Origin of the sequence: Rhodococcus sp. Chr-9, assembly GCF_000801125.1 — a bacterium.
Lineage (GTDB): Bacteria > Actinomycetota > Actinomycetes > Mycobacteriales > Mycobacteriaceae > Rhodococcus > Rhodococcus pyridinivorans.
In genome coordinates this window covers 247,054-270,160 of record NZ_JTIZ01000043.1, presented here as the reverse complement: position 1 = coordinate 270,160, position 23,107 = coordinate 247,054, and the positions used below count along the sequence as shown (strand labels likewise).

General features: G+C 68.6%; 21 protein-coding genes and 1 tRNA gene. 12 read left to right on the top strand and 10 right to left on the bottom strand.

All coding sequences use genetic code 11. The features are described from left to right. Positions 1-94 precede the first annotated feature (94 nt). Positions 95-177, bottom strand: a tRNA-Leu gene (locus QR64_RS05800). 202 nt (positions 178-379) lie between these two features. Between QR64_RS05800 and QR64_RS05795 the strand changes: the two genes are divergently transcribed. From QR64_RS05795 to pknB, 7 genes are all read left to right on the top strand, one after another. Continuing rightward, on the top strand, positions 380-1,705 hold the full coding sequence (locus tag QR64_RS05795) for a DUF3662 and FHA domain-containing protein (protein WP_039584452.1): 1,326 nt from the start codon (positions 380-382) through the stop codon (positions 1,703-1,705). Between the two features lie 154 nt (positions 1,706-1,859). Next, complete coding sequence (locus tag QR64_RS05790) at positions 1,860-2,321, top strand: FHA domain-containing protein FhaB (RefSeq protein ID WP_006550946.1); 462 nt, start codon at positions 1,860-1,862, stop codon at positions 2,319-2,321. Beyond that, a complete protein-coding gene (locus QR64_RS05785; protein ID WP_006550945.1) occupies positions 2,318-3,847 on the top strand; it encodes a PP2C family protein-serine/threonine phosphatase in 1,530 nt (509 codons plus the stop codon). Before QR64_RS05790 ends, QR64_RS05785 begins: the two co-directional genes overlap by 4 nt. Beyond that, positions 3,847-5,295, top strand: coding sequence for an FtsW/RodA/SpoVE family cell cycle protein (locus tag QR64_RS05780; RefSeq protein WP_006550944.1), 1,449 nt, complete (start codon positions 3,847-3,849; stop codon positions 5,293-5,295). Before QR64_RS05785 ends, QR64_RS05780 begins: the two co-directional genes overlap by 1 nt. Continuing rightward, the gene (locus QR64_RS05775) at positions 5,292-6,776 is read left to right on the top strand and encodes a peptidoglycan D,D-transpeptidase FtsI family protein (protein WP_006550943.1); all 1,485 of its coding nucleotides are present in this window, start codon (positions 5,292-5,294) and stop codon (positions 6,774-6,776) included. The genes QR64_RS05780 and QR64_RS05775 overlap by 4 nt, the downstream gene beginning before the upstream one ends. Before the next feature lie 71 nt (positions 6,777-6,847). Beyond that, a partial coding sequence (locus QR64_RS05770) for a serine/threonine-protein kinase (protein ID WP_235367018.1) occupies positions 6,848-8,316 on the top strand: 1,469 nt, incomplete at its 5' end. After that, positions 8,313-10,217 carry a Stk1 family PASTA domain-containing Ser/Thr kinase gene (gene pknB, locus QR64_RS05765; protein ID WP_006550941.1) on the top strand — a complete coding sequence of 635 codons (1,905 nt, stop codon included), beginning with the start codon at positions 8,313-8,315 and terminating at the stop codon, positions 10,215-10,217. The genes QR64_RS05770 and pknB, both read left to right, overlap by 4 nt. Before the next feature lie 67 nt (positions 10,218-10,284). Here the strand turns inward: pknB and QR64_RS05760 are convergent, their stop codons facing one another. Continuing rightward, entirely contained in the window at positions 10,285-10,947 is a 663-nt protein-coding gene (locus QR64_RS05760; protein WP_006550940.1) for an aminodeoxychorismate/anthranilate synthase component II, read from the bottom strand. 180 nt (positions 10,948-11,127) lie between these two features. Further along, positions 11,128-11,853: a DUF881 domain-containing protein gene (locus QR64_RS05755; RefSeq protein ID WP_039584449.1), complete on the bottom strand. Its 726-nt coding sequence runs from the start codon at positions 11,851-11,853 to the stop codon at positions 11,128-11,130. A 103-nt stretch (positions 11,854-11,956) separates the two neighbouring features. On the opposite strand from QR64_RS05755, the gene crgA reads away from it, so the two are divergent. Next, the gene (gene crgA, locus QR64_RS05750) at positions 11,957-12,220 is read left to right on the top strand and encodes a cell division protein CrgA (RefSeq protein ID WP_006550938.1); all 264 of its coding nucleotides are present in this window, start codon (positions 11,957-11,959) and stop codon (positions 12,218-12,220) included. Positions 12,221-12,327: 107 nt separating this feature from the next. After that, positions 12,328-12,786, top strand: a complete 459-nt coding sequence (locus tag QR64_RS05745) for a PH domain-containing protein (protein ID WP_039584447.1) — start codon at positions 12,328-12,330, stop codon at positions 12,784-12,786. Here the strand turns inward: QR64_RS05745 and QR64_RS05740 are convergent. Together QR64_RS05740 and QR64_RS05735 are read right to left on the bottom strand one after the other, a co-directional pair. Continuing rightward, the gene (locus tag QR64_RS05740; RefSeq protein ID WP_006550936.1) at positions 12,771-13,697 is read right to left on the bottom strand and encodes a rhomboid family intramembrane serine protease; all 927 of its coding nucleotides are present in this window, start codon (positions 13,695-13,697) and stop codon (positions 12,771-12,773) included. The genes QR64_RS05745 and QR64_RS05740 overlap by 16 nt on opposite strands. Positions 13,698-13,707: 10 nt before the next feature. Beyond that, positions 13,708-14,235, bottom strand: coding sequence for a peptidylprolyl isomerase (locus QR64_RS05735; RefSeq protein WP_024102562.1), 528 nt, complete (start codon positions 14,233-14,235; stop codon positions 13,708-13,710). A 101-nt stretch (positions 14,236-14,336) separates the two neighbouring features. Between QR64_RS05735 and QR64_RS25555 the strand changes: the two genes are divergently transcribed. Both QR64_RS25555 and QR64_RS05720 read left to right on the top strand, forming a co-directional pair. Further along, entirely contained in the window at positions 14,337-14,801 is a 465-nt protein-coding gene (locus tag QR64_RS25555; protein WP_006550934.1) for a hypothetical protein, read from the top strand. A 354-nt stretch (positions 14,802-15,155) separates the two neighbouring features. Continuing rightward, positions 15,156-17,111, top strand: a complete 1,956-nt coding sequence (locus QR64_RS05720) for an acyl-CoA dehydrogenase family protein (protein WP_039584446.1) — start codon at positions 15,156-15,158, stop codon at positions 17,109-17,111. A gap of 72 nt (positions 17,112-17,183) precedes the next feature. Here QR64_RS05720 and QR64_RS05715 read toward each other — a convergent pair whose 3' ends face one another. Beyond that, the gene (locus QR64_RS05715) at positions 17,184-18,476 is read right to left on the bottom strand and encodes a lipase family protein (RefSeq protein WP_039584445.1); all 1,293 of its coding nucleotides are present in this window, start codon (positions 18,474-18,476) and stop codon (positions 17,184-17,186) included. Positions 18,477-18,691: 215 nt separating this feature from the next. Between QR64_RS05715 and QR64_RS05710 the strand changes: the two genes are divergently transcribed. Beyond that, positions 18,692-19,798, top strand: a complete 1,107-nt coding sequence (locus QR64_RS05710) for a hypothetical protein (protein ID WP_006550931.1) — start codon at positions 18,692-18,694, stop codon at positions 19,796-19,798. A 28-nt stretch (positions 19,799-19,826) separates the two neighbouring features. Here QR64_RS05710 and QR64_RS05705 read toward each other — a convergent pair whose 3' ends face one another. The 4 genes from QR64_RS05705 to QR64_RS05690 form a co-directional block, all read right to left on the bottom strand. Then, positions 19,827-20,804 (bottom strand): R2-like ligand-binding oxidase, encoded by a 978-nt coding sequence (locus tag QR64_RS05705; RefSeq protein WP_039584443.1) that lies wholly within the window; start codon positions 20,802-20,804, stop codon positions 19,827-19,829. 45 nt (positions 20,805-20,849) lie between these two features. After that, complete coding sequence (locus QR64_RS05700; protein ID WP_039584441.1) at positions 20,850-22,025, bottom strand: Dyp-type peroxidase; 1,176 nt, start codon at positions 22,023-22,025, stop codon at positions 20,850-20,852. Beyond that, positions 22,018-22,524 carry a copper chaperone PCu(A)C gene (locus tag QR64_RS05695; protein WP_024102556.1) on the bottom strand — a complete coding sequence of 169 codons (507 nt, stop codon included), beginning with the start codon at positions 22,522-22,524 and terminating at the stop codon, positions 22,018-22,020. Before QR64_RS05695 ends, QR64_RS05700 begins: the two co-directional genes overlap by 8 nt. A 77-nt stretch (positions 22,525-22,601) precedes the next feature. Further along, positions 22,602-23,102, bottom strand: a complete 501-nt coding sequence (locus tag QR64_RS05690; protein ID WP_019290459.1) for a hypothetical protein — start codon at positions 23,100-23,102, stop codon at positions 22,602-22,604. Positions 23,103-23,107: the final 5 nt, after the last annotated feature.

Sequence of the window (23,107 nt, the reverse complement as noted above, 5' to 3'; positions counted from 1 at the left end):
GGGCATCGGATCGGGGCCGGACAAACGAAAACGAGGTCACGATCTCCGAAGAGTTCGTGACCTCGTCCGTCGCAGTTCGTGGAACTGCACACTGTGGGCGAAGGGGGACTTGAACCCCCACGTCCCGAAGGACACTGGCACCTGAAGCCAGCGCGTCTGCCATTCCGCCACTCGCCCGAGCAACGCCGAAAACAGTAACACACACCGGAGCCGAACAACTATTCGCCTGGTCAGAGGGCCGCGAACACTTCCGGCTCGATCGCCGAGCACATCCGGGCGAGACGTGCCGCATACCGCAGGGTCGAATCCGGGGAAAAGTGGATACCATGCAGTGACGAGATCTGCATTGCGACACGCTGAGTACGGAAAGGGGGTCGCCATGGGCATCGCCCAGCGCTTCGAGCGCAAACTCCAGGCCGCGATCGGCGACGCTTTCGCCCGCGTGTTCGGCGGCGGCGTCGTGCCCCAGGAAGTCGAGGCGGCGCTGCAGCAGGAGGCAACGGACGGCGTCCGACAGCTCGATCGGGGCCACATGCTCGCCCCCAATCACTACGTCATCACGATCAGCGAAACCGATCACGACGCCCTCGCAGCGGATCGGGACTTGACTGTGAAGGCATTCTCCCGTCACCTTGAGGACTTCATCCGAGAACAGGGATGGCAGACATACGGTGAGATCCAAGTCGTCTTCGAGTCGTCGTCGGCACTGCACACCGGGCAGTTCCGGACTCGCGGCTCGGTAGATCCCGATGCGGGGCGCTCAGCGACGCGTGCTCCGTCACCGCGGAACCCGCAGAACCGCCCACCCGTGACCTCTGAACCAGGAGCTGGCCCAATGACGCAGAACCCCGGCTACGACCCCAGCCGTGACCCCGCCGAGGCGGAACCGCAGTACGCACGCAACGGTCACGCGCACGTCGGCCAGGAGCAGCGCTACAACCAGGGCTACGGCAACGCCGGCTACGACCAGGCTCCCGGCGGTTACGACCAGCAGGGCGGTTACGACCAGCAGGGCGGTTACGACCAGCAGGCGTACGGCCAGGCCTACAGCGAGCAGGACTACCAGCAGGGCGGTTACGACCAGCAGGGTGGCTACGACCAGCAGGCCTACGGCGCTCGAGGCGCCCAGCCGCAGGCGTACGGCCAGGACTACCCGCAGCAGGGCGGGTACGACCAGCAGGCGTACGGCCAGCAGGGTTACGCACAGCCCGGTTACGACCAGGCCTACCAGGACCAGGGCTACCAGCAGGGCGGCTACGACCAGCAGGCCTACGGCCAGCAGAGCTACGCACAGCCGGGTTACGACCAGCAGTACGGCGCGCAGCAGGGCGGTTACGACCAGGGCTACGCCGCCGCGGCCCCCGGCTACGACCAGGGTTACCAGCAGGCCGGCTACCAGTCCCCCGCCGCCGGCCGGGTGCTGACCGCAACGCTCCAGCTCGAGGACGGCAGCGGCCGCTACTACCAGCTCCGCGAGGGCAGCAACATCATCGGCCGCGGCCAGGACGCACAGTTCCGCTTGCCCGACACCGGCGTCTCGCGTCGCCACATCGACATCCGCTGGGACGGCCAGGTCGCGATGCTCTCCGATCTCGGGTCGACGAACGGCACGACGGTCAACGGCGCCTCGGTGCAGGACTGGCAGCTCGCCGATGGTGACGTGATTCGCGCCGGGCACTCCGAAATCCTCGTGCGCATCCTCTGATCAGCCGGTATCGAAGGACCCACCGGACCCGTTCATACCGTCCGACGCGTGTGACAGCGCGTCGGACGCTGCATGGAGTCGTCCGGTGTCCGTATTGTGAGTGACCGCACGACCTGGAACACGACCGGTCGACTACCCCGAAGGAGGATGCACCGTGCAGGGGCTGATTCTGCAGCTGACCCGAGCGGGATTCCTCCTCCTGCTGTGGTTGTTCGTATGGGCGGTGTTGCGCACGCTCCGGTCCGACATCTACGCCGGTGCCGCGCGACCGCTCCCGCGTTACTCGCCCAAGCAGTCGGTGCTGCCGACGCTGAGCCGTAACAAGACCGCCAAGTACCTGGTGGTCACGCAGGGCGCGCTGGCCGGCACGAGGATCACGCTCGGCACCCAGCCGGTTCTCATCGGCCGTGCCGACGACTCCACACTCGTGCTGACCGACGACTACGCATCCACGCGCCACGCACGCCTGTCGCCACGAGGTTCCGACTGGTACGTCGAAGACCTGGGGTCGACGAACGGCACGTATCTCGACCGCGCGAAGGTCACCACCGCTGTCCGTGTCCCGCTCGGAACCCCGGTCCGGGTGGGCAAGACCGTGATCGAGCTCCGCCCGTGACCCTCGTACTCCGATATGCCGCCCGCAGCGATCGCGGCCTCGTGCGCTCCAACAACGAGGACTCCGTCTACGCCGGTGCCCGCCTGCTCGCCCTCGCCGACGGCATGGGCGGCCACGCGGCCGGTGAGGTCGCCTCACAGCTGATGATCGCGGCGCTCGCCCACCTCGACGACGACGAGCCGGGCGGCGACCTCCTCGGTAAGCTCGCCGCGGCCGTCCGCGAAGGCAACGCCTCCATCGCCGACCAGGTCGAGGAAGAGCCCGAACTCGACGGCATGGGCACGACGCTCACGGCCATCCTCTTCGCAGGCAGCAAACTCGGACTCGCCCACATCGGCGATTCCCGCGCCTATCTGCTGCGCGACGACCAGCTCACCCAGATCACCCGCGACGACACCTTCGTGCAGTCGCTCGTGGACGAGGGCCGCATCACCCCCGAGCAGGCGCACACGCACCCGCAGCGGTCGTTGATCATGCGCGCCCTGACGGGCAGCGAGGTCGAACCGACCCTCACCGTGCGCGAGGCCCGCGCCGGCGACCGCTACCTCGTGTGCTCCGACGGTCTGTCCGACGTCGTCAGCGACGAGACGATCGCCGACACCATGCGACAGGGCACGCACGACGAGTGCGCCGACCGGCTCATCGAGCTGGCGCTGCGCAGCGGCGGCCCCGACAACGTCACCGTGGTCGTCGCCGACGTGATCGATCTCGACTACGGCCAGTCGCATCCCATCGTCGCCGGAGCGGCATCCGCGGACGACGACGAGGACACTCCCCCGCCGAACACCGCAGCGGGTCGCGCCGCCGCAATGCGGCCACCGCGCGCCACCCCGAAGCGGGTCATCAACAAGGCCCCGGAACCGGCGCCGAAGAAGAAGCGCAGCCGCCTGTGGTGGCCGGTCGCCGCCGTCGTGATCATCGCGGTGCTGGTCGGTGGCCTGTTCGTCGGCCGCCAGCTGATCCGCAACAACTACTACGTCGGCGCCGACGACGGTCGCGTGACCGTGCTGCGCGGTATCCCCGGCGACGTCTTCGGTTACTCGCTGCAGGAGGCCGCGCGCGTCGGGTGCGTCACCGACGAGGGCGACCTCACGCTCGTCGATCCGAACAGCGCGTCGTGCCGGGTCATGCTCGTCGACGACCTGTGGCCCGCCGCTCGCGAGCAGGTCCGTGCCGGGCTTCCGTCGGGGTCGCTGGACGACACCCGCGAGCAGATGCAGCGGCTCGCCGAACTGGACCTGCTGCCGGTGTGCACCCCGGAGGAACCCGAGCCCGCTCCCGCACCGGCCCCCGGCCCGGGAGAGCCGACGCCGACGCCCGGACCGAACGGCACCCCGCCCACCGAGACACCCACGGTGCAGCCGCCGGCGTCCGGTGAGCCGCAGCCGGGCCAACCGGCACCGGCCTCCCAGCCCGGCGAACTGCTTCCCGGCGAGCCGACTCCCGGCGAACCCGCTCCGAACACGGAGCCGGCTCCCGAGCCCGCGCCCCAGATCCCCGGTCAGAACTGCAGGGTGGGCGCCTGATGTCGGTGTCCCATGGTGTGGGGGACTTCCCGAGCCCTCCGGGAGGTTTCGCCCCGGCGCCCGTCCAGTCGACCCGGCGCAACACCGAACTGGCCCTGATCGTCGCGGCCATCGGTGTCACGACGGTGTCGCTCATGCTCGTCGAGGTCTCGATGGAGCAGGCGCTGACCCTCGACCTGCTCAAGTACGGGGTGACCTTCGCTGCGCTGTTCCTCGCCGCGCACCTCGCGGTCCGGCGCTTCGCGAAGTACGCCGATCCCCTGCTGTTGCCGATCGTCGCGCTGCTCAACGGTCTCGGACTCGTGCTCATCCACCGGCTCGACCTGTCCGATCAGGAGAACGCCCGTTACATGGGCCTGCCGCCGCCGTCGCCCGATGCGACGCAGCAGGTGCTGTGGACGGCGCTCGGCATCGCGCTGTTCATCGTCGTGCTCGTGTTCCTGCACGACTACCGTTTGCTCGCGCGGTTCAGCTACACGCTCGGTCTCATCGGCCTGATCGCACTCGCGATCCCGGCCCTGCTGCCGAGCAGGTTCTCCGAGGTCAACGGCGCCAAGATCTGGATCCGGCTGCCCGGTTTCAGCATCCAGCCCGGCGAGTTCGCGAAGATCCTGCTGATCATCTTCTTCGCATCGGTCCTGGTGGCGAAGCGCGACCTGTTCACCACCGCAGGCAAGCACTTCCTGGGGATGGACTTCCCCCGCGCCCGCGATCTCGGCCCGATCCTGGCGGCCTGGATCATCTCGATCGGTGTGATGGTCTTCGAGAAGGACCTCGGCACGTCGCTGCTGCTGTTCACCACCGTGCTGGTGATGCTCTACATCGCGACCGAACGTGTCGGCTGGCTGATCATCGGATTCTCGTTGCTCGCCGTCGGCTTCTACGCGGCGTACCAGATGTTCGGTCACGTGCGGGTGCGCGTGGAGACCTGGCTCGATCCGCTCGCCGACTACAACAACACCGGCTACCAGATCTCCCAGTCGCTGTTCGGTCTCGCGACCGGCGGAGTCGCCGGCACCGGCCTGGGCAGCGGACGGCCGGGGCAGGTGCCGTTCGCGAAGACCGACTTCATCGTCGCCGCGATCGGTGAGGAACTCGGCCTGATCGGCCTGGCCGCCATCCTGCTGTTGTTCCTGATCCTCGTCGTCCGCGGCATGCGCACGGCGCTGGCGGTGCGCGACAGCTTCGGCAAGCTGCTCGCCGCCGGCCTGTCGTTCACCCTCGCCGTCCAACTGTTCGTGGTGGTCGGCGGTGTCACGAAGTTGATCCCCCTGACCGGCCTGACCACACCGTTCGTGTCCTACGGTGGTTCGTCGCTGCTCGCAAACTATCTGCTCCTGGCTCTGTTGATGAAGATCTCGCACGCTGCCCGCCAACCCGCGATCCCCCGTAAGAAAGCGCCCACGCCGATCGCCGAGGCCAAGACGGAAATGATGGGGCGCGAATGAACGGTCCGCTCCGCAAGGTCGCGATGGCCGTGATGTTCATGGTCGTCGCGCTGCTCGCAAACGCCACCTACGTGCAGGTCATCAAGGCCGACGATCTCCGTACCGATCCGCGCAACTCGCGTGTGCTGATCGACGAGTACTCCCGTCAGCGCGGACAGATCGTCGCGGCCGGTCAGGCTCTCGCGGTGTCGGTGCCCACCGACAGCCGCTACAAGTACCTGCGCGAATACCCGGCGCCGCCGACCCAGCCGATGAGCCCGCTGGCCTACGCGCCGGTGACCGGCTTCTACTCGATGCAATACGGCAGCACCGGACTCGAACGGTCCGAGGATTCGCTGCTCAACGGTTCCGACAACCTGCTGTTCGGACGTCGACTGTTCGACCTGGTGTCGGGCCGCAACCCGCGCGGCGGAAACGTCGTGTCCACGATCGATCCGGTCGTTCAGCAGGTGGCCTACGACGAGCTGACCTCGAAGGGTTACACGGGCTCGGTGGTCGCGATCGAACCGAGCACCGGCAGGATCCTCGGGATGGTGAGCACGCCGAGTTACGACCCCAACCGGTTGTCGGGACACGACGGCGCCGCGACCTCGCAGGCCTGGGACGAGCTCAACGCCGATCCCGAGAAGCCGATGCTCAACCGCGCGATCTCCCAGACCTACCCTCCGGGCTCGACCTTCAAGGTCGTCGTGACGGCGGCCGCGCTCGAGAACGGCGTCACCCCCGACACGCAGTTCACCGCAGCGCCGCAGATCACCCTGCCCGACACCGCGACGACCCTCGAGAACTACGGCGGGGCCGCGTGCGGCGACGCATCGACGGTGACGCTGCGGGAGGCGTTCGCGCGGTCGTGCAACACGGCCTTCGTCGAGATGGGCATCGACGACGGACGCGAGGCCCTGGTCTCGCAGGCGGAGAAGCTCGGCATCGGCGAGACCCTCGACGTCCCGCTGCCCGTCGCGGCGAGCACCGTCGGCCCCATCCCGGACGGCGCGGCACTCGGCCAGTCGAGCATCGGCCAGCGGGATGTGGCCCTTACTCCGTTGCAGAACGCGTCGATCGCCGCGACCATCGCCAACGGCGGGGTGCGCATGAAGCCGTATCTCGTCGACCGTCGGCAGGGGCCCGACCTGACGGTGCTCGAGGAGACCAAGCCCGAATCGCTGGGCCAGGCGATCTCGCCGGAGGTCTCGGCGACCCTCACCGACCTGATGATCGGTGCCGAGAACAACGCCGGCGGTGGCGGTGCCATCCAGGGTGTGCAGATCGCGTCGAAGACGGGCACCGCGGAACACGGCAACGATCCGCGGAACACCCCGCCGCACACCTGGTACATCGCATTCGCACCTGCACAACAACCCCGCATCGCCGTCGCGGTGATCGTGGAGGACGGCGGCGACCGAGCTCTCGCCGCGACCGGCGGTTCGGTGGCCGCCCCGATCGGACGGGCCGTCATCTCGGCCGGATTACAGGGAGGCTGACATGGCTCTGAGCAGCGGCGCCATGATCGCCGACCGTTACCGTCTCCAGCGACTCATCGCGACCGGCGGANCCCGCCTCGACCGGCGGGTCGCGGTGAAGGTCCTCAAGGCCGAGTTGTCCGGCGACGAGGACTTCCTCGCCCGGTTCCGTTTCGAGGCCCGCACCACCGCCCAGCTCAACCATCCCGGCATCGCCGGGGTGTTCGACTACGGCGAGACCACCGACGCCGAGGGCCAGTCCATCGCCTATCTCGTGATGGAACTCGTACACGGCGAACCGCTCAACGCCGTCCTGTCGCGGCTCGGACGCCTGTCGCTGCCGCACGCGCTCGACATGCTCGAGCAGACCGGACGCGCCCTGCAGGCGGCCCACAACGCCGGCGTGGTGCACCGCGACGTCAAGCCCGGCAACATCCTCATCACCCCGACGGGCCAGGTGAAGATCACCGACTTCGGTATCGCGAAGGCGGTCGACGCCTCCCCGGTCACCCGCACCGGCATGGTGATGGGCACCGCGCAGTACATCGCTCCCGAGCAGGCACTGGGTCAGGAGGCGACGTCCGCGAGCGACGTGTACTCGCTGGCCGTCGTCGGCTACGAGGTGCTGTCGGGACGCCGCCCCTTCCTCGGCGACAGCGTCGTGACGGTCGCGATGAAGCATGTCCAGGAGACCCCGGCGCCGCTGCCGACGGATCTTCCGCCCGAGGTGCGCGAACTCATCGAGATCGCGATGTCGAAGGACCCGGCCTACCGCTATTCGAACGGTGGCGAGTTCGCCAACGCCGTCGCTGCGGTGCGGTCCGGACGGCCCGTGCCCCCGCCCGGCAACGTGCCGCCGGTGACCAGCGCCAACCGCGTGCTTCCGCCCGGCGTGCCCGGGACGACGGCCCACACTTCTTCGACCCGTGCCCTGCACCCGACGCAGTACGACCAGACGGCCTATTCGTCGGTTCCCCGCTCGGCTCAGCCGCCGACCGCCGGCCGTCCGCCGGTGGCAGGTCCGCCGACTACGGGAGTGCCCGCCGACGATGACGGACGACGGTCCCCGAGTCCCACAGCGCTGGCCTGGGCCGCAGGTGCGGCAGTGGTGCTCGCCCTCGTGACGCTGGGAATCGTGCTGTTGGGTGGCGACGACGAGGAGACCCCGCGCGCTCCGTCTCCGACGACGCAACTCACCACGACCCGCGCGACCACCACGACGACCCGTCCGCCGCTGACCACCACGACGACGTTCGTGCCGCTGCCGCCGCCCGTCGAGACGGAGACCTTCACGCCTCCTCAGACCACGACGACGACGCAGCCGCCGACGACCACGGTGGAGCCGACGACCGAGCCGACCACGACGCAACCGCCCACCACCACGACCGCCCCGACCACGACGACGACCACCACCACAGCGGAGGACACGGGTGGCGGCGACGGCGGCACGGGCGGCGCGGAGGGTAACGGCGACGACGAGACCGACCCCGAGGCCGCCGGTGGAGGGGACGACAATTCATCCGAAACCAGCAACGGTACGAACAACCAAGGAACGTCATGACCACACCCCGCAAGCTCTCCTCCCGCTACGAGCTGGGTGAGATCCTCGGCTTCGGCGGTATGTCCGAGGTGCACCTCGCGCGGGATCTGCGGCTCGGCCGGGATGTGGCCATCAAGGTGTTGCGCGCCGACCTCGCACGCGACCCCACGTTCTACCTGCGCTTTCGGCGCGAAGCGCAGAATGCCGCTGCGCTGAACCATCCGGCGATCGTCGCCGTCTACGACACCGGTGAGGCCGAGACCGAGGCCGGGCCGCTCCCGTACATCGTCATGGAGTACGTCGAGGGCGACACGCTGCGCGACATCGTGCGCGCCGACGGGCCGATGACCCCCAAGCGGGCGATGGAGATCATCGCCGACGTGTGCGCGGCCCTGGACTTCAGCCACCGCAACATGATCGTGCACCGCGACGTGAAGCCGGCCAACGTCATGATCAACAAGGCCGGCGCGGTGAAGGTCATGGACTTCGGCATCGCCCGGGCCATCTCCGACGCCGCGAGCCCGATGACGCAGACCGCCGCGGTGATCGGCACCGCACAGTACCTCTCCCCGGAGCAGGCGCGCGGTGAACAGGTCGACGCCCGGTCCGACGTGTACTCGGTGGGCTGCGTCCTGTTCGAGATCCTCACCGGCGAGCCCCCCTTCAAAGGCGACTCGCCCGTCGCGGTGGCCTACCAGCACGTGCGGGAGGATCCGCCGCTGCCGTCATCGGTGAATTCGTCGGTGCCGCCCGAGCTCGACTCGGTGATCCTCAAGGCGATGGCGAAGAACCCCGCGAACCGCTACCAGTCGGCTGCGGAGATGCGCAGCGACCTGATCCGCGTGCTGAGCGGGCAGCGTCCGAGTGCGCCGATGGTGATGACCGACGAGGACCGCACGACGCTGATCGACTCCGTCGACAACAACACGGGGCGGCACGGCCGCGTCGCGGCCGCCGGTGCCGCCGGGGCACCCGCCGAGGATTCCGGCGGCGGCTCAGTTCTCAAAAAGGTGCTGCTCGGCATCGCCGCGCTCGCCGTGGTCGGTATCGTCGGCGTCTTCCTGTGGTCGCTCGGACCCGGTTCGACGGCCGCCCAGGTCACGGTGCCCGACGTCCGCAACGTCTCCGCCGAGCTCGCCGAGAGCCAGCTGCAGAACGCCGGCTTCCGGGTCTCGATCCAGCAGAAGAGCGATCCGGTCGTCGCGAACGGCAACGTCATCAACACCCGTCCCGTGCCCGGGAGCCAGGCCGAGGAGGGTTCGACCGTCACCCTCGAGGTCTCGACAGGACCGGAACAGGTGCAGATCCCGCGGCTCGAAGGCATGACGCAGGAACGCGCAGCCCAGGAGCTGTCCGCCGCCGGTCTCCGGCTCGACCCGAACGTCGGACGTGCTCCGTCGAATGCCGACGACGAGGACCTCGTCGTCGACCAGAGCCCCGGTGCGGGAGCCAGCGTCGACCGCGACAGCCCCATCACCATCACTTTGGGATCCGGCCCCGAACTGGTGCGCGTCCCCAACGTCGTGGGCCAAACCGTCGAGGTGGCGAGCGACAACATCGAGGGTGCCGGTTTCGAGGTCGTCGTCGAGAACATCGACTCCAGCGAGACCGAGGGCACCGTCGTCTCGACGAGTCCGGCCGGTGGCGCCTCCACCGAACAGGGGTCGACGGTGACGGTGCGGGTGTCCAACGGCGACCGCATCGAGATGCCCGTCGTCACCAACCGGTCGGTGTCGGATGCACTCGCCGCTCTGCGCGGCGCCGGCTGGACGGGCAACGCCTCTCAGCTCCAGCAGACGCGTGAGGCGACACTCGATGTCGATCTCGTCGGCACCGTGATCACGCAGGCCCAGCCGCCGGGTTCGGAGATCTCGAAAAACCAGCCCCTCACCGTGGGCGTCGGTGTGCTCGGCATCCGCTGAACGAGCTTTCGACGAAAGGCGCCGATCCTCGAAGGACCGGCGCCTTTCTCGTCGGAAATGGGGTGCGTCAGGCGGCTCCGCCGTCGAGCGCGCGTGCCATCTGCGCCTCGAGGCGCGCGACGAGCGTCTCGTCCGGTGCCTCGCCGCAGGCCGCGAGCCAGTTCGCGAGCATGCGGTGACCGCCCTGGGTGAGCACCGATTCGGGGTGGAACTGCACACCGTGGATCGGCAGCTCGGCGTGACGCAGGGCCATGACGATGCCGGTCTCCGTGTGGCCGGTGGGCTCGAGTTCGGCGGGCATCGTCTCGGGCAGCACGGTCAGCGAGTGGTAGCGGGTCGCGGTGAACGGATCGGGCAGGCCCGCGAGCACACCGGCACCATTGTGACGAACCAGGCTGGTCTTGCCGTGCAGCAGCTCGGGGGCGCGATCGACGGTCGCGCCGAACGCGACACCGATGGACTGGTGGCCGAGGCACACACCGAGCAGCGGAGTGCTGCTGTCGGCACATGCCTTGACCAGATCGATGCTCGCCCCGGCGCGTTCGGGTGTGCCCGGCCCTGGGCTGAGGAGGATGCCGTCGTACTCCTTCGCGACCCGCGCGAGAGCACCCGGTGCGGTGAGCCGCTCGTCATCGTTGCGCCACACGTCGGCCGTCGTTCCGAGCTGCCCCAGATACTGGACCAGGTTGAAGACGAAGCTGTCGTAGTTGTCGACGACGAGAATGCGCATGAGACGAGGGTACTCAGTGGCCGGTAGAGGGCGACCCGCCCGGTGGCCGGTAGAGGGCGACCCGCCCGGTGGCCGGTAGAGGGCGACCCGCCCGGTGGCCGGCAGAGGGCGACCCGCCCGGTGGCCGGCAGAGGGCGACCCGCCCGGTGGCCCGATTCGGACAGTGCTCCCGGGCACCGCTCAGCGCGCGGACGAACTACCGGTATAGGCGGGGACCGACAGATCCTCCGACGCCTGCTGCGTGTAGCCGAGTTGATAGCGGGCCGCGTACTGCTTGTAGATGCGGATACCGGGCTCGGCGTCGAGCGCGGCCTGCAGCCGTGCCGGGTCGCCGAGCGCGGTGACGACATAGGGCGGTGAGTAGGTGCGTCCGTGCAGCAGCAGCGTGTTGCCGATGCAGCGTGGTGCCGACGTCGCGACGATCCGCTGATCCTGCATGGCCACGGCCTCGGCACCGCCGGCCCACATCGCGTTGAGCACGCTCTGCACGTCCTGCTGGTGCACGACGAGATCGTCGGGTGAGGCACCGGACGGATAGCGTCCGTTGGCGTCGCGGGGTGCGTCGGTGAGAGTGACGGTCACACCCGGACCGCGGCGGGCCACGAGTCCGGCCGGGTCCTCGATCGCGGACAGGTCGTCGAGCACCGCGGCGACGTCCTCGTCGTTCACCGCGGCACGGTCCTGGAGTTCGTCGATGCGGGTAGTGAGATCGTCTCGGGTGGCGGCCAGTTCGTCGGCCTTCTCCTGCGCGGCCCGGACCAGATCGGACAGTCGCGGGGAGTCGCCGGCGCGCAGTTCGTCGCCTTCGGACACTCCGCGAGTGGTACCCACGAGCAGACCGGCCACGAGGCAGACGGCGAGGGTCGCGACACCCCACACGGGCGCGCGCAGTCGTCGTTCCGACACGTCGTACCTCCGATCCTGGCCTTACGTTAGCGTGATCTCAACAGGTAGTTGACCGACCACTCCATCCGTGTACGACGGGTGGAGACGTGAGAACGAGGACACCATGCCCAAGTCGAAGGTTCGCAAGAAGGACGTCTCCGCGACCCGGACGGTGAGCCGCACACCGGTGAAGGTCAAGGGCACGCCGTCGAGCACGTTGTACGTGACGGTGATGCTCGCCCTGATGGTCATCGGGTTGCTGTGGCTGATCGTCTACTACCTCGCGGCCGAGCAGATCACATGGATGAACGATCTCGGTGCCTGGAACTTCCTGATCGGTTTCGGGTTCATGGTGGTCGGTCTGATCATGACGATGAACTGGCGCTGACCTCCACCCCGCTCGGGTTACACCGATGTTATTCATCCCCACCTGGGGATAACACTGTGCACAACCCGGTGAGAGGTCCCCGGGGAACGGATCGGAAGAGGACGCAGATGCCCGACGAGACACCGCTGCGGTGGGCGACGCCGCCCGCCGCGATAGCGGCGTTGTCGGCCGCCGGTATCGCCTTGGCCGTGACCGCCGCGGTTGCGGTTCCCGACGCGGCCGGTCGCGTACTGGTGGGTTTCGCGGCGGTGCTCGTCCTCGTGATGGTCGCGCTCGCGCTGCGGCAGCGTCCGCGTCTCGAAGTGCTTCCCGGAGGAACGGGGATCGCGACGATGCGGTTGACGGGTCGTCGCGAGTTCCCGCGCGCGGCCCTGCACCGCGTGCGGATCGTCGAGTACACGCGCTTCGGGCGGCGCGTGCCGATGCTCGAGATCGACACGATCGACCCCGCGACCGGCACGGAGAACCTGATGATCTTCGGCCGGTGGGATCTGGGCACCGACCCGCGGAAGGTGCACGCCGCGCTGGCGATGCGCGATCTCGCGCCCGATCAGACACCCAGTTGATCGCGTAGCCGCACGACGGCGAGCACGATCGCGACCAGCGTCACCGCGACGACCGCGACCAGCGCGATCCATCCGGTGCGCACGATGCGGTCCCGGTCGGTGCCGGCACCGAGATACTGCGGGGCGTAGAGCAGGGCCGCTGTCGCGGCGGCACCGGCGACGAGACCGCCCAGGTGACCCCACAGGGAGATGCCCGGGACGGTGATGCTGATGATCACGTTGAGGCCGACGATGGTCAGCACGGGTGCCGGGCTGCGACGCAGGCGCAGCAGGATGACGGCCTGCGCGCCGAGCAGACCGAAGACCGCTCCCGACGCTCCGGCGGTGACCGCTCCGGTCTCCATGAACATCACTGCGGCGGACCCGCCGAGGATCGACACGAGGTAGACCGAGAGGTACCGGGCGCGTCCGAGCACGAGTTCGGTGTCGCGTCCGATCACCCACAGGGCGAACATGTTGACGGCCAGATGGAGCAGGCCGAAGTGCAGGAATCCGCTGCCGAGGATCCGGATGTACTCGCCGTGCGCGGCGATGATGGGCGGCCACAACGCCCAGTCGAGGAACAGCGCCGAGCCCTGCTCGTTGGTCATCACGCTGCCCGACTGCGCGGCGGTGATGCCGAAGACGAGCACATTCAGCGCGATGAGCACGTACGTCACGATCGGCGAGGGCCGATCGGAACGGACGGGTGCGCCGGCGATGGTGCGGGCCTGCGGTGTCGACCGTTCGGCCGCGGCGACGCAGTCGACGCAGTGCTGACCGACCGAGGCGGGACGCAGGCACTCGGGGCACGCGGGCCGGCCGCATCGGGAGCAGGCGAGAAGGGTCGGGCGGTCGGGATGGCGAACGCACCGCGGCTGGGGTTGCGGGCCACCACCCTCGGCCGCGGAGCCCCAGCCGGGGTTCGTCATGGGAACTCTCTCAGGAGATGGTGATGCTGTTGATCACGACGTCGTCGACCGGGCGATCGGCGCGGTCGGTGGCGGTGGTCGCGATCGCGTCGACGACCTTCTTCGACTCGGCGTCGACGACCTCACCGAAGATGGTGTGGCGACGGTTGAGGTGCGGGGTCGGGCCGACGGTGATGAAGAACTGCGAGCCGTTGGTGCCCGGGCCGGCGTTCGCCATCGCGAGCAGGTAGCCGCGGTCGAACTGCAGCTCGGGGTGGAACTCGTCGGCGAACTGGTAGCCCGGGCCGCCGCGGCCGGTGCCGGTGGGGTCGCCACCCTGGATCATGAAGCCGTCGATGACGCGGTGGAAGACCGCGCCGTCGTAGAACGGACCGCTGGTCTCGCCCTTGGCGTTCTGGGTCTTGTACTCCTTGGTGCCCTGAGCCAGGCCGACGAAGTTCTCGACGGTCTTCGGCGCGTGGTTGCCGAAAAGCGCAATCGCGATGTCGCCGCGGTTCGTGTGGAGCGTGGCCGTTGCTGTCTGATGCGGTGAAGTCACCCCACCATGGTGCCATTGCCCGCTTCCCGGGCAGGACAGGCGGCGCGGGACACGCTCTCCGGTCACGACCACAGGTCCGGGCGGTATGGAAGAGTGGACGCATGAGCAAGCTGATTCATGCCGAGACCGACGACGTGTGGCTTCCGGCATTCGTGCGACGCCACGACGAATCCGGCAATCTCGCGGGTGCTCTCCGCGTGGCCGGCGAGGGCGCGGTAGCTCTCGCGCAGGGCTCGAGTGCGGCCGGACTGTTCGCAGCACGCAAGGGTCTGGACGTCGCGGGCGAACTGCTCTCGGTGGCCCGGCGGGCCGCGGCCGAGCGGTGTGCCGCGAAGTCGTCCTCTCGTCCGGAGCGCACGGGCAGGCGGTTCGGTCTCGTCGTCGCCGGCGCGGTTGCCGTCGTGGCCGCAGGCGGGGTCGTGTTCTACCGGCGACGACGGCCGGATCACCCTCCGATCGCTCCGGAACCGCCGCGCGTGCGGCCCGCGGAGTCCGCGGCGACGACGACCGACGAGGCCGCCTCGACGCCGGTCTCCCCCGAGTCCACCGACACCTCGGAGGCCTGATCGCCGTCCGCGGTGCCGAATTCTCGTTCCGCCGATCGGATCTCGCGGTCGACGATGAGGCACGCCGCGAAGTAGAGCGCGCCGAGGAAAGTGAGCAGGACGGGGACGAAGGCCAGGAATTCCATGGCCACCTCCGTTCCGATCCGCGATGGGGATCGGCGAGTGACGGGCGGGGCACGTCGTCGGTGACTATTCGAGCGTAGGCGCGTCCGGGAGTACCCGCACGTCCCCGACGACTTCCGCGGTAGTGATCTAGTTCACATCCGACTGCTTCATGATCGACTCGGCCGAACCTGTGATAAGAGGCACATCCGGGTGCATACTCACCAGTAGGCACGCGACCCGGAGGCAGTCATGGCAGAGAGCGCCGATGCCCGAACCCCACAGGTCACCGAGCGGCAGGCTCGTGAAGTAGCGGAGCAGGCGCGCGAATCCGAGTGGAACAAGCCGTCCTTCGCGAAGGAACTGTTCCTCGGACGGCTCACCCTCGACCTCGTCCACCCCTTCCCGCGACCGACACCCGACGAGGACTCCCGTACCGAGGAGTTCCTCGCACGCCTGCGCGCCGCGTGCAGTTCGATGGACGGCAGCCGCATCGAACGCGACGCGCGGATACCCGACGAATACGTCCGCGAGCTGGCCGAACTCGGCTGCTTCGGCATGAAGATCCCGCAGGAGTACGGCGGCCTCGGGCTGTCGCAGGTCGCCTACAACCGGGCCCTGACGGTCGTCGCCTGCGTGCATCCCAGCATCGGCGCGCTGCTGTCGGCCCATCAGTCGATCGGTGTGCCGGAACCGCTCAAGCTCGCCGGCACCCCTGAGCAGAAGCAGCGCTTCCTGCCGCGATGCGCGCGCGGCGCCATCTCGGCTTTCCTGCTCACCGAGCCCGACGTCGGGTCCGACCCCGCCCGACTCGCGTCCACCGCCATCCCGGTCGAGGACGGCAGCGCCTACGAACTCGAGGGCGTCAAGCTGTGGACGACCAACGGGGTGGTCGCCGAACTGCTCGTCGTCATGGCCCGCGTACCGAAGAGCGAGGGCCATCGCGGCGGGATCTCCGCCTTCGTCGTGGAAGCGGATTCACCCGGCATCACCGTCGAACGCCGCAACTCCTTCATGGGCCTGCGCGGCATCGAGAACGGCGTGACCCGGCTGCACAAGGTGCGGGTTCCGAAGGAGAACCTCATCGGACGTGAGGGCGACGGGCTGAAGATCGCGTTGACGACGCTCAACGCCGGTCGCCTCGCCATCCCCGCGATGTGCTCGGGTGCCGGCAAGTGGGCGCTGAAGATCGCCCGCGAATGGTCGTCGGAGCGGGTGCAGTGGGGCAAGCCGGTCGGTGAGCACGAGGCCGTCGCCGCGAAGATCTCGTTCATCGCCGCGACCACCTACGCACTCGAGTCCGTCGTCGAACTGTCGGGCCAGATGAACGACGAACAGCGCAACGACATCCGCATCGAGGCGGCACTGGCGAAGTTGTGGGCGAGCGAGATGGGATGCCTCATCGCCGACGAACTCGTGCAGATCCGCGGCGGACGCGGCTACGAGACCGCCGAGTCGCTGGCGGCGCGCGGCGAACGGGCCGTTCCCGCAGAGCAACTCGTCCGCGACCTGCGGATCAACCGCATCTTCGAGGGGTCGAGCGAGATCATGCGTCTCCTCGTCGCCCGCGAGGCGGTCGACGCCCACCTGCGCGCAGCCGGCGAACTCGCCGACCCCGATTCGACGGGCAAGGAGAAGGCGCAGGCCGCGGTACGGGCGAGCGGGTTCTACGCCCGATGGCTCCCGAAACTCGTCACCGGCAAGGGACAGCTACCGCGGACCTACAACGAATTCGGTTTTCTGGCAACACATCTGAGGTACATCGAACGCAGCTCGCGCAAGCTCGCCCGCTCGACCTTCTACGGGATGGCCCGCTGGCAGGCCGGACTCGAGAAGCGGGAGAACTTCCTCGGACGGATCGTCGACATCGGAGCCGAGCTGTTCGCCGCGACCGCCGTGTGCGTGCGCGCCGAACGGCAACGCGTCGACGGGCACCCGGGAGCCGACGCGGCCTTCGAACTGGCCGACGCGTTCTGCAAGCAGTCGCGGCTGCGCGTGGAGAAGTTGTTCGACGCCCTGTGGACGAACACCGACGCCGAGGATCGTCGCACCGCGGCCGGCGTTCTCGAGGGCAGATACGAGTGGCTCGAGCGCGGTGTGCTCGATCCGAGCGAGGGCACCGGTCCGTGGATCTCCCGCTGGGAACCGGGCCCGTCGACCGAGACGAACGTCGCGCGCCGGATCATCGACACCCGTCACTCGGTGTAGACCCTGCACACGAATCCGGCCCGCACCCCGGAAGGGAGTGCGGGCCGGATCGATTGCGGATTCGAAGGAGCGTCAGAAGGCTCCACAGTTCGACGGTGCGGGCTCACCGCGCAGTCGCGCTTCGATGTACGCGACGGAGTCGGGCAGTCCGCCGATCATGGGCACCGCATGGTTGATGATGAAGCCGGGCAGGATCGGCGGCGTCGTGTTGGGCAGGAACTGCACCGTCGCGCCCTGATCGCACCAGTCCAGCGCCAGCTGACGGCCCTGACCGTAGGGGACCGTGTCGTCCTGCGTGCCGTGCTGGAGGAGGACGGGCACGGCAGGCGTGCGGTTGCCGATGCGCTGCTCCGCGAGGATCTTCTGGACCTGGGGCAGGCGGTCGAGCACGACATCGAGGGGCTCACCCGTGCGGGTGTAGTCGCCGGTGCGCTGGAATGCGAAATTCGCCACCGTCTCCGGGACGCACTGGTTCGCCACGGCCGCGAGCATCTTGCGGCCGCGATCACTGATCTCGGCGTCGATCTCGTCGCGGATCTCCGGGTAGGCGTCGGCCAGACCGTTGATCGTGTACCCGATGGCACCGGTGAGCAGCGTGCCGTCGATCTGCTTCAACGTGGCCACGAGGTCGGCGGGCGGAGCACCCACGTAGGCGCCGACGAGGTTCAGTTCGGGGGCGTACTCGGGTGCGAGCTCGGCCGCAGCGCCCGACGCACCGCCGCCCTGCGAGTAACCGAAGAGGCCGACCGGGCTGTTCTCGGTCACCGACGCGTTCTCGAGCTTCAGCGCCGCGCGCACCGAGTCGAGCACCGCGTGGGCTTCGGCGGCGCGGTTCACGTAGGTGTGGTGCCCCGGCGTACCGAGACCGTCGTAGTCGGTGACGACCACGGCGATGCCGCGCAGCAGCAGCGCGTTGATCGACAGCACCTCGTACTCGGTGAAGAAGTCGAGGGGCGGATTATAGTTGACGAGCGCGCCGAGATTGCGGGACGGCGCGCACTGGTCACCCTGACCGTGGGTACCGACGGCCAGCGCGACGAGCGGCCGGTCGCCGGGACCGTTCCACGGCGTCGACGGCTCGATGTAGGTGCCGCTCACCGCGTCGGGTACGCCTTTGGCGTCGTTGCTGCGGTACAGCAGCTTGGTGCCCTGACCCGGGAAGATGCCGTCGGCGACCGGTGCGCGCAATGCCAGATCGGACGGTGCCGTGCGCAGGACGTCGCCGGGAGCACCCGTCGGCAGTGGGTCGGGCGGGAGATAGAAGTCCGTCTCGGCTCCCGCTGTCGCCGCGGTTCCGAGAATTCCGCCGGCAAGGACGGTCGTCGTCACCGCCGCGGCCATCCACTTCCGAGCGCGCCCCACCATGTTGTTCCTCCACCTGGATCCACCGGAACCGTGTGTCCCTCGTCACGGCGGTACGGACTGTAACACGTACTTACCGGAAAGTAAGGTCGGCACTTCCCTCCCTGTCTGCCACAATCGTTCTTCGCGCCCGAAGCGGTGCATTTGTCCGGCGCACCCGGAGCGAGTCGGGTCCTCGGCAGCACGACGGACGAGCAGCCTCTCGAGGAAGGGAAGACATGGCAATCGGTGTCGGCCTCCGGATCGGGCGAGTCGTGTCCACGGCGGTCATCGCATCCAACGAACCCGGCACTCCCGACCCTGTCGTCCTCGCCCGCGACTCCGTCCTGCACGTCGACCACGACGGCAACACGTCGCTCGGCAGCGTGGCGCACGGGGACGAAGCACGCACGATCGCGGGCTTCCTCACGCGGGTCGGCGACGCCTCGGGCATCACCGCGAGCGACGGTCGCATGTACCGCGCCGAGGACGCGATGGCCACCGCCATCCACTGCCTGTTGCGGGAGTGCCACCCGTTGCCGACCTTCGGCGGCATGGACCGGGACAGCGACCCCGGCTACGCCGCCACCTACCCGTCGCACTGGGATCCGGACACCATCGCGACCTTGCGTGCCGCCCTGGACTACGCGAATCTGCGGCACGTGGATCTCGTGTCCGACGCGCAGGCGGCCGCCGCCTGGTACGCCTCCGAGATCTCCGAGACCCCTGGCCAACTCGTGGGGGTCTTCCATCTCGACGACGGCGGCTCGACCGTCACCCTCGTACGCTCGGGCGTGCCCGCCGGCAAGGCCTACCGCACCCCCGCCCAGGGCGCACCGTCCCCGGCAGCCCAACTCGCCACGGCCCTCGGATCGTTCGGCTGGATACCGGACAATCTCGAGGCCGTCGTCGTCATGGGCGACGGTCTCGTCGCACGAGATCGCACCCACATCCAGGAGATCGCGAACAGCCTCGCCACGAAGCTCACGGTGCGCAGCCTCGTCGGGCCGGGCCCGGAACAGACGGCGGCGCTCGGCGCCGCGATCCTCGCGGCCGGATTCACGCCGGCACGCGAGACCAACAAGACCCGGATCGGACTTCCACCTTCCTACGACGAAACCGACGTACTCACCGGCGGTTTCGCTCGGCTGCGCGAACTCGAGGAGAGACGTCTCGGGGCCGAGAGCACCGCCGAGAACCGCGGAGCCGCGAGGAAGGAGGCCACACCCGTTCCGGTGCTCACCACGGGCACCGCAGACGAGAACACCGGCAACACGAGAACGGTCGTCATCGGGGTGGTCGCCGTTCTCGTGCTGATCGCGATCCTCGCCGGCATGCTGCTCTGATCGATCTCCTGTCTCCGATCGACCCTGCTCAGTCCGCCGGGGTGCGGTCGGGAGCCGGAACCGCAGCGAGCGCGGCGGCGTCCTCGTCCCCGAAACGGTCCTCGAGCACGGCGGGAGCGAAATCGAGATCGATCTCCTCCAGCGGGCGTCCGCGCGCGGATTCTATTGCGCCGAGCCGTCTCTGTGCCCGGTCGGCCGCATAGGAGATGAACTCGTCGTTGTCGAGACCGTAGGGCTGTTCGTCGAACTGCTCGTTCTGCCACTGGATCATTCCGGTCGCGAGGGGAAGCAACTCCTCCATCCGCTGCAACACGACGTTCCAGTTCGAGTCGTCCGCTGCCACATGCCGTCGGCAGGTGAACGTGCCCCAGGCCATGTGCCGGCGCTCGTCGGAGCCGATCCGCCGGATGATCTCCTGCATGCCCGGCAGGATCCCGTACTTGGTGCACACCTTCTGCCACGCGTAGTAGCCCGTCAGCGCGAGACTGCCCTCGATGACGTGGTTGTAGGTGACACTCGCGCGGACCTGATTGGCCGGGGACGGATCTCGATCGAGCACGCGCAGGCTGTGCGGCAGTTCCTCGTAGAACAGCCGCCGGTAGTAGGGATTCTCGGCAACGAACGGGTGCAGGTCGGATGTCAGTCCCACGGTGTCCATCCAGCGACGGAACACCTGCACGTGCTTGGCCTCCTCGTAGCAGAACTGGGTCAGGTACATCTCGTCACCCAACCGGCCCTCCGCTTCCATGGCGCGGAGGAACGGAAGGATGTCCTGCGTGACGGCCTCCTCGCCGGCGACGAACAACGCGACCAGATAGGTCGAACTGCGGCGTTGTTCCGAGTTGAGCGACGCCCAGTCCTCGGCGTCGTGGGAGAAGTCGATGTCCATCGGATCCCAGTGCGCTGCGTTGCCCTTCGCGAAGAGCCGGAGCGGGAAGGCGTCCCAGTTCAGGCCGCCTTCCCGCAGCGACGCGAAACCCTGACGCATCTGTGTAATCTCGGTCACACCCTCGAGGCTAGACCTCGATTCCACATACGTCGCGGTCTTGTCTCAGTCACCCAGCAAGGTGTCGCCGGGATACCCCTTCGGACCGAATCCCGGAGGGACGAGAAAGACCGCCGACCCGATCGGCGTGATCCACGGATTCAGCGCGTCGTGCTCGGCGAGGCGCTGCTGCACCGGGACGAACTGACGGTCCACGTCCACCTGGTAGGTGGCGAACAGCAATCCGGCGCCGTCCTGGTCGTCGTAGTTGTAACCCCGTCGCAGGAACTGCTCGTCGCCGGTGCGGGGACGTGCCCGCGCGACGTGCGATTCCGGCGGGATCACCGGGATACCGAACCGGTCGGTGGCCTCGAAGTCGGCGTCGTCGTGTTCCTCCGAACCCGTCAGCGGAGCACCGTTCGACAGTCGCCGGCCGACGGCGAGTTCCCGAGCGGGACGGTCCAGCTCGTCCCAGGTGTCGAGTTCCATGCGGATCCGGCGTAACACGAGCGAGGTGCCACCGGCCATCCACGGCGGGTCACCCGGATTCCACACCTGCCGGTCGAAGTCCGGGCTGTGCGGCGCGGGATTGACGGTGCCGTCTACCTGCCCCATGAGGTTGCGCATGGTCGTCCCGTCGGGTCGCGTGCCGGCCGCACGCCGGAACCCTCGCTGGATCCAGCGGACCGTCGCCACCGATCGCACACTCCTGGTGAGTGTGCGGACCGCGTGCGAGACGGTCACCGGGTCGTCGGCGCAGACCTGCAACAGCAGGTCGCCGCCGGACCATCGTTCCTCGAGCCGGTCGATCGGGAAGGCCGGCAGCGGCTTCAGCCACGCGGGTCGTCGGTCGGTCAGGCCCGCGGCGTCGAAGACCGCGGGACCGTAGCCGACCGTGACCGTCAGCCGGGCCGGGTCGACGGCGAGTTCGGGTTCGGTGTCGCCCAGCGCCGGCGTCCCGGTGGTGAGTCGCCGCGAATCCTCGGCCCACACCCGCATGATCCCGACGAGCCCGTCACGATCGACACCCTCGGCGAGGTCCAATGCCACGAACGACGCGAAGGACTGCGCGGGGGTGTCGATACCGGCCTGATGGGTGCCGTGGATCTCCACGGTCCGCGCGCCGATCGGTTCGGAGATGCGGGACGCGACCGCCGTCCCACCTCCGACCGCGCCGAGTCCTGCTGCACCCAGCGCGGCGACACCGCCCCCGAGCAGGGTGCGTCGAGTGAACCTAGCCATCGTGGGCTGCCCCGTCGTGGGACGGCACGTACTCCTCCTGTGCCCCGGCGAAGTCGCGGACCTGGGCCGTGAACTCCTCGGTCGATCCGTCCGCGAACTCGAGTGTGAAGGTCACCGTGCTCCCGGGTCGCAGAGGCTCCACGAGGTCCATGAGCATGAGGTGGTCGCCGCCGGGCGCGAGGCTGTGCACGGTGTCCGCGGGGATGACGAGCCCGTCCCCCATCTCCTGCATCACCATCGAGGCGCCGCCGGACGACACCATCTCGTGCAGTTCCGTGGTGGCGGATGCAGGACTGGACGCGCCGACGATGTGCACGTCACTGCTGCCGGTGTTCTCGATCTCGGCGAAGGCACCGGTCATCCCGGTGTCGGATGCCTTGACCCAGGCTTCGGACACGACGACGGCCTCGGCCGAGTCGGTGGTGCCGGTGTCGGAACCGCAGGCGGCGGCGAGCAGGGCCGTTGCGGCGATCGCAGTGCCGAACATGGTCTTCTTCATGATTCTCCGTAAGTGTCGGTGCCTCTGCGGGCACACGGAACGAGCGGTCGCCGGCGGCGGCGACCGAGAAGGTTGACCTAGCGGAGAACAACGGGAGGTGCGCGGCTGCCGGTTCCGCCGACGAGTAGTACGCCGGGACCGATATCGGGGCGGTGGATCGTCGGGACAGGTTCGGCGACGGCCACGGGCAGCGTGCGGTACGTCTCGGGAACGATCCGGCGCAGCGCTGCGAGTGCTGCTTCGCAGCCCTTCTCGGCACCCCGTACCAATACTGCGGCGAGGAGGACGGCAACCGCGTGGGCGGACATCATTCCGGATCCCGGTGTGTGCAGGTGACCGTCGTGGAGTCCCAGCACGAGGTGGCCGGCGACCTGCCCGAGGACGAGGACGAGCGGCACCGGAAGCCTGGTTTCGCCGGTGAGGACTCCGACAGCGAAGGCAAGCCCGAGGAGGAACACCAGGGCGTCCTGGTGGGGAATCGCTCCGCCGGCGAAGGCGTGCGCGGCGATGCTCAGTGCGGCCGAGATTCCGCTCACGAAGACCGCGCGCATGCGCATCACGGTGTTCACCTCGGCCATGAAGT

Coding starts and splice junctions, on each gene's coding strand:
- QR64_RS05690 (WP_019290459.1), bottom strand. CDS start 23,102: ATGGCCGAGGTGAACACCGTGATGCGCATGCGCGCGGTCTTCGTGAGC.
- crgA (WP_006550938.1), top strand. CDS start 11,957: ATGCCCAAGTCGAAGGTTCGCAAGAAGGACGTCTCCGCGACCCGGACG.
- QR64_RS05760 (WP_006550940.1), bottom strand. CDS start 10,947: ATGCGCATTCTCGTCGTCGACAACTACGACAGCTTCGTCTTCAACCTG.
- QR64_RS05710 (WP_006550931.1), top strand. CDS start 18,692: ATGGCAATCGGTGTCGGCCTCCGGATCGGGCGAGTCGTGTCCACGGCG.
- QR64_RS05715 (WP_039584445.1), bottom strand. CDS start 18,476: ATGGTGGGGCGCGCTCGGAAGTGGATGGCCGCGGCGGTGACGACGACC.
- QR64_RS05720 (WP_039584446.1), top strand. CDS start 15,156: ATGGCAGAGAGCGCCGATGCCCGAACCCCACAGGTCACCGAGCGGCAG.
- QR64_RS05780 (WP_006550944.1), top strand. CDS start 3,847: ATGTCGGTGTCCCATGGTGTGGGGGACTTCCCGAGCCCTCCGGGAGGT.
- QR64_RS25555 (WP_006550934.1), top strand. CDS start 14,337: ATGAGCAAGCTGATTCATGCCGAGACCGACGACGTGTGGCTTCCGGCA.
- QR64_RS05700 (WP_039584441.1), bottom strand. CDS start 22,025: ATGGCTAGGTTCACTCGACGCACCCTGCTCGGGGGCGGTGTCGCCGCG.
- pknB (WP_006550941.1), top strand. CDS start 8,313: ATGACCACACCCCGCAAGCTCTCCTCCCGCTACGAGCTGGGTGAGATC.
- QR64_RS05775 (WP_006550943.1), top strand. CDS start 5,292: ATGAACGGTCCGCTCCGCAAGGTCGCGATGGCCGTGATGTTCATGGTC.
- QR64_RS05745 (WP_039584447.1), top strand. CDS start 12,328: ATGCCCGACGAGACACCGCTGCGGTGGGCGACGCCGCCCGCCGCGATA.
- QR64_RS05695 (WP_024102556.1), bottom strand. CDS start 22,524: ATGAAGAAGACCATGTTCGGCACTGCGATCGCCGCAACGGCCCTGCTC.
- QR64_RS05795 (WP_039584452.1), top strand. CDS start 380: ATGGGCATCGCCCAGCGCTTCGAGCGCAAACTCCAGGCCGCGATCGGC.
- QR64_RS05740 (WP_006550936.1), bottom strand. CDS start 13,697: ATGACGAACCCCGGCTGGGGCTCCGCGGCCGAGGGTGGTGGCCCGCAA.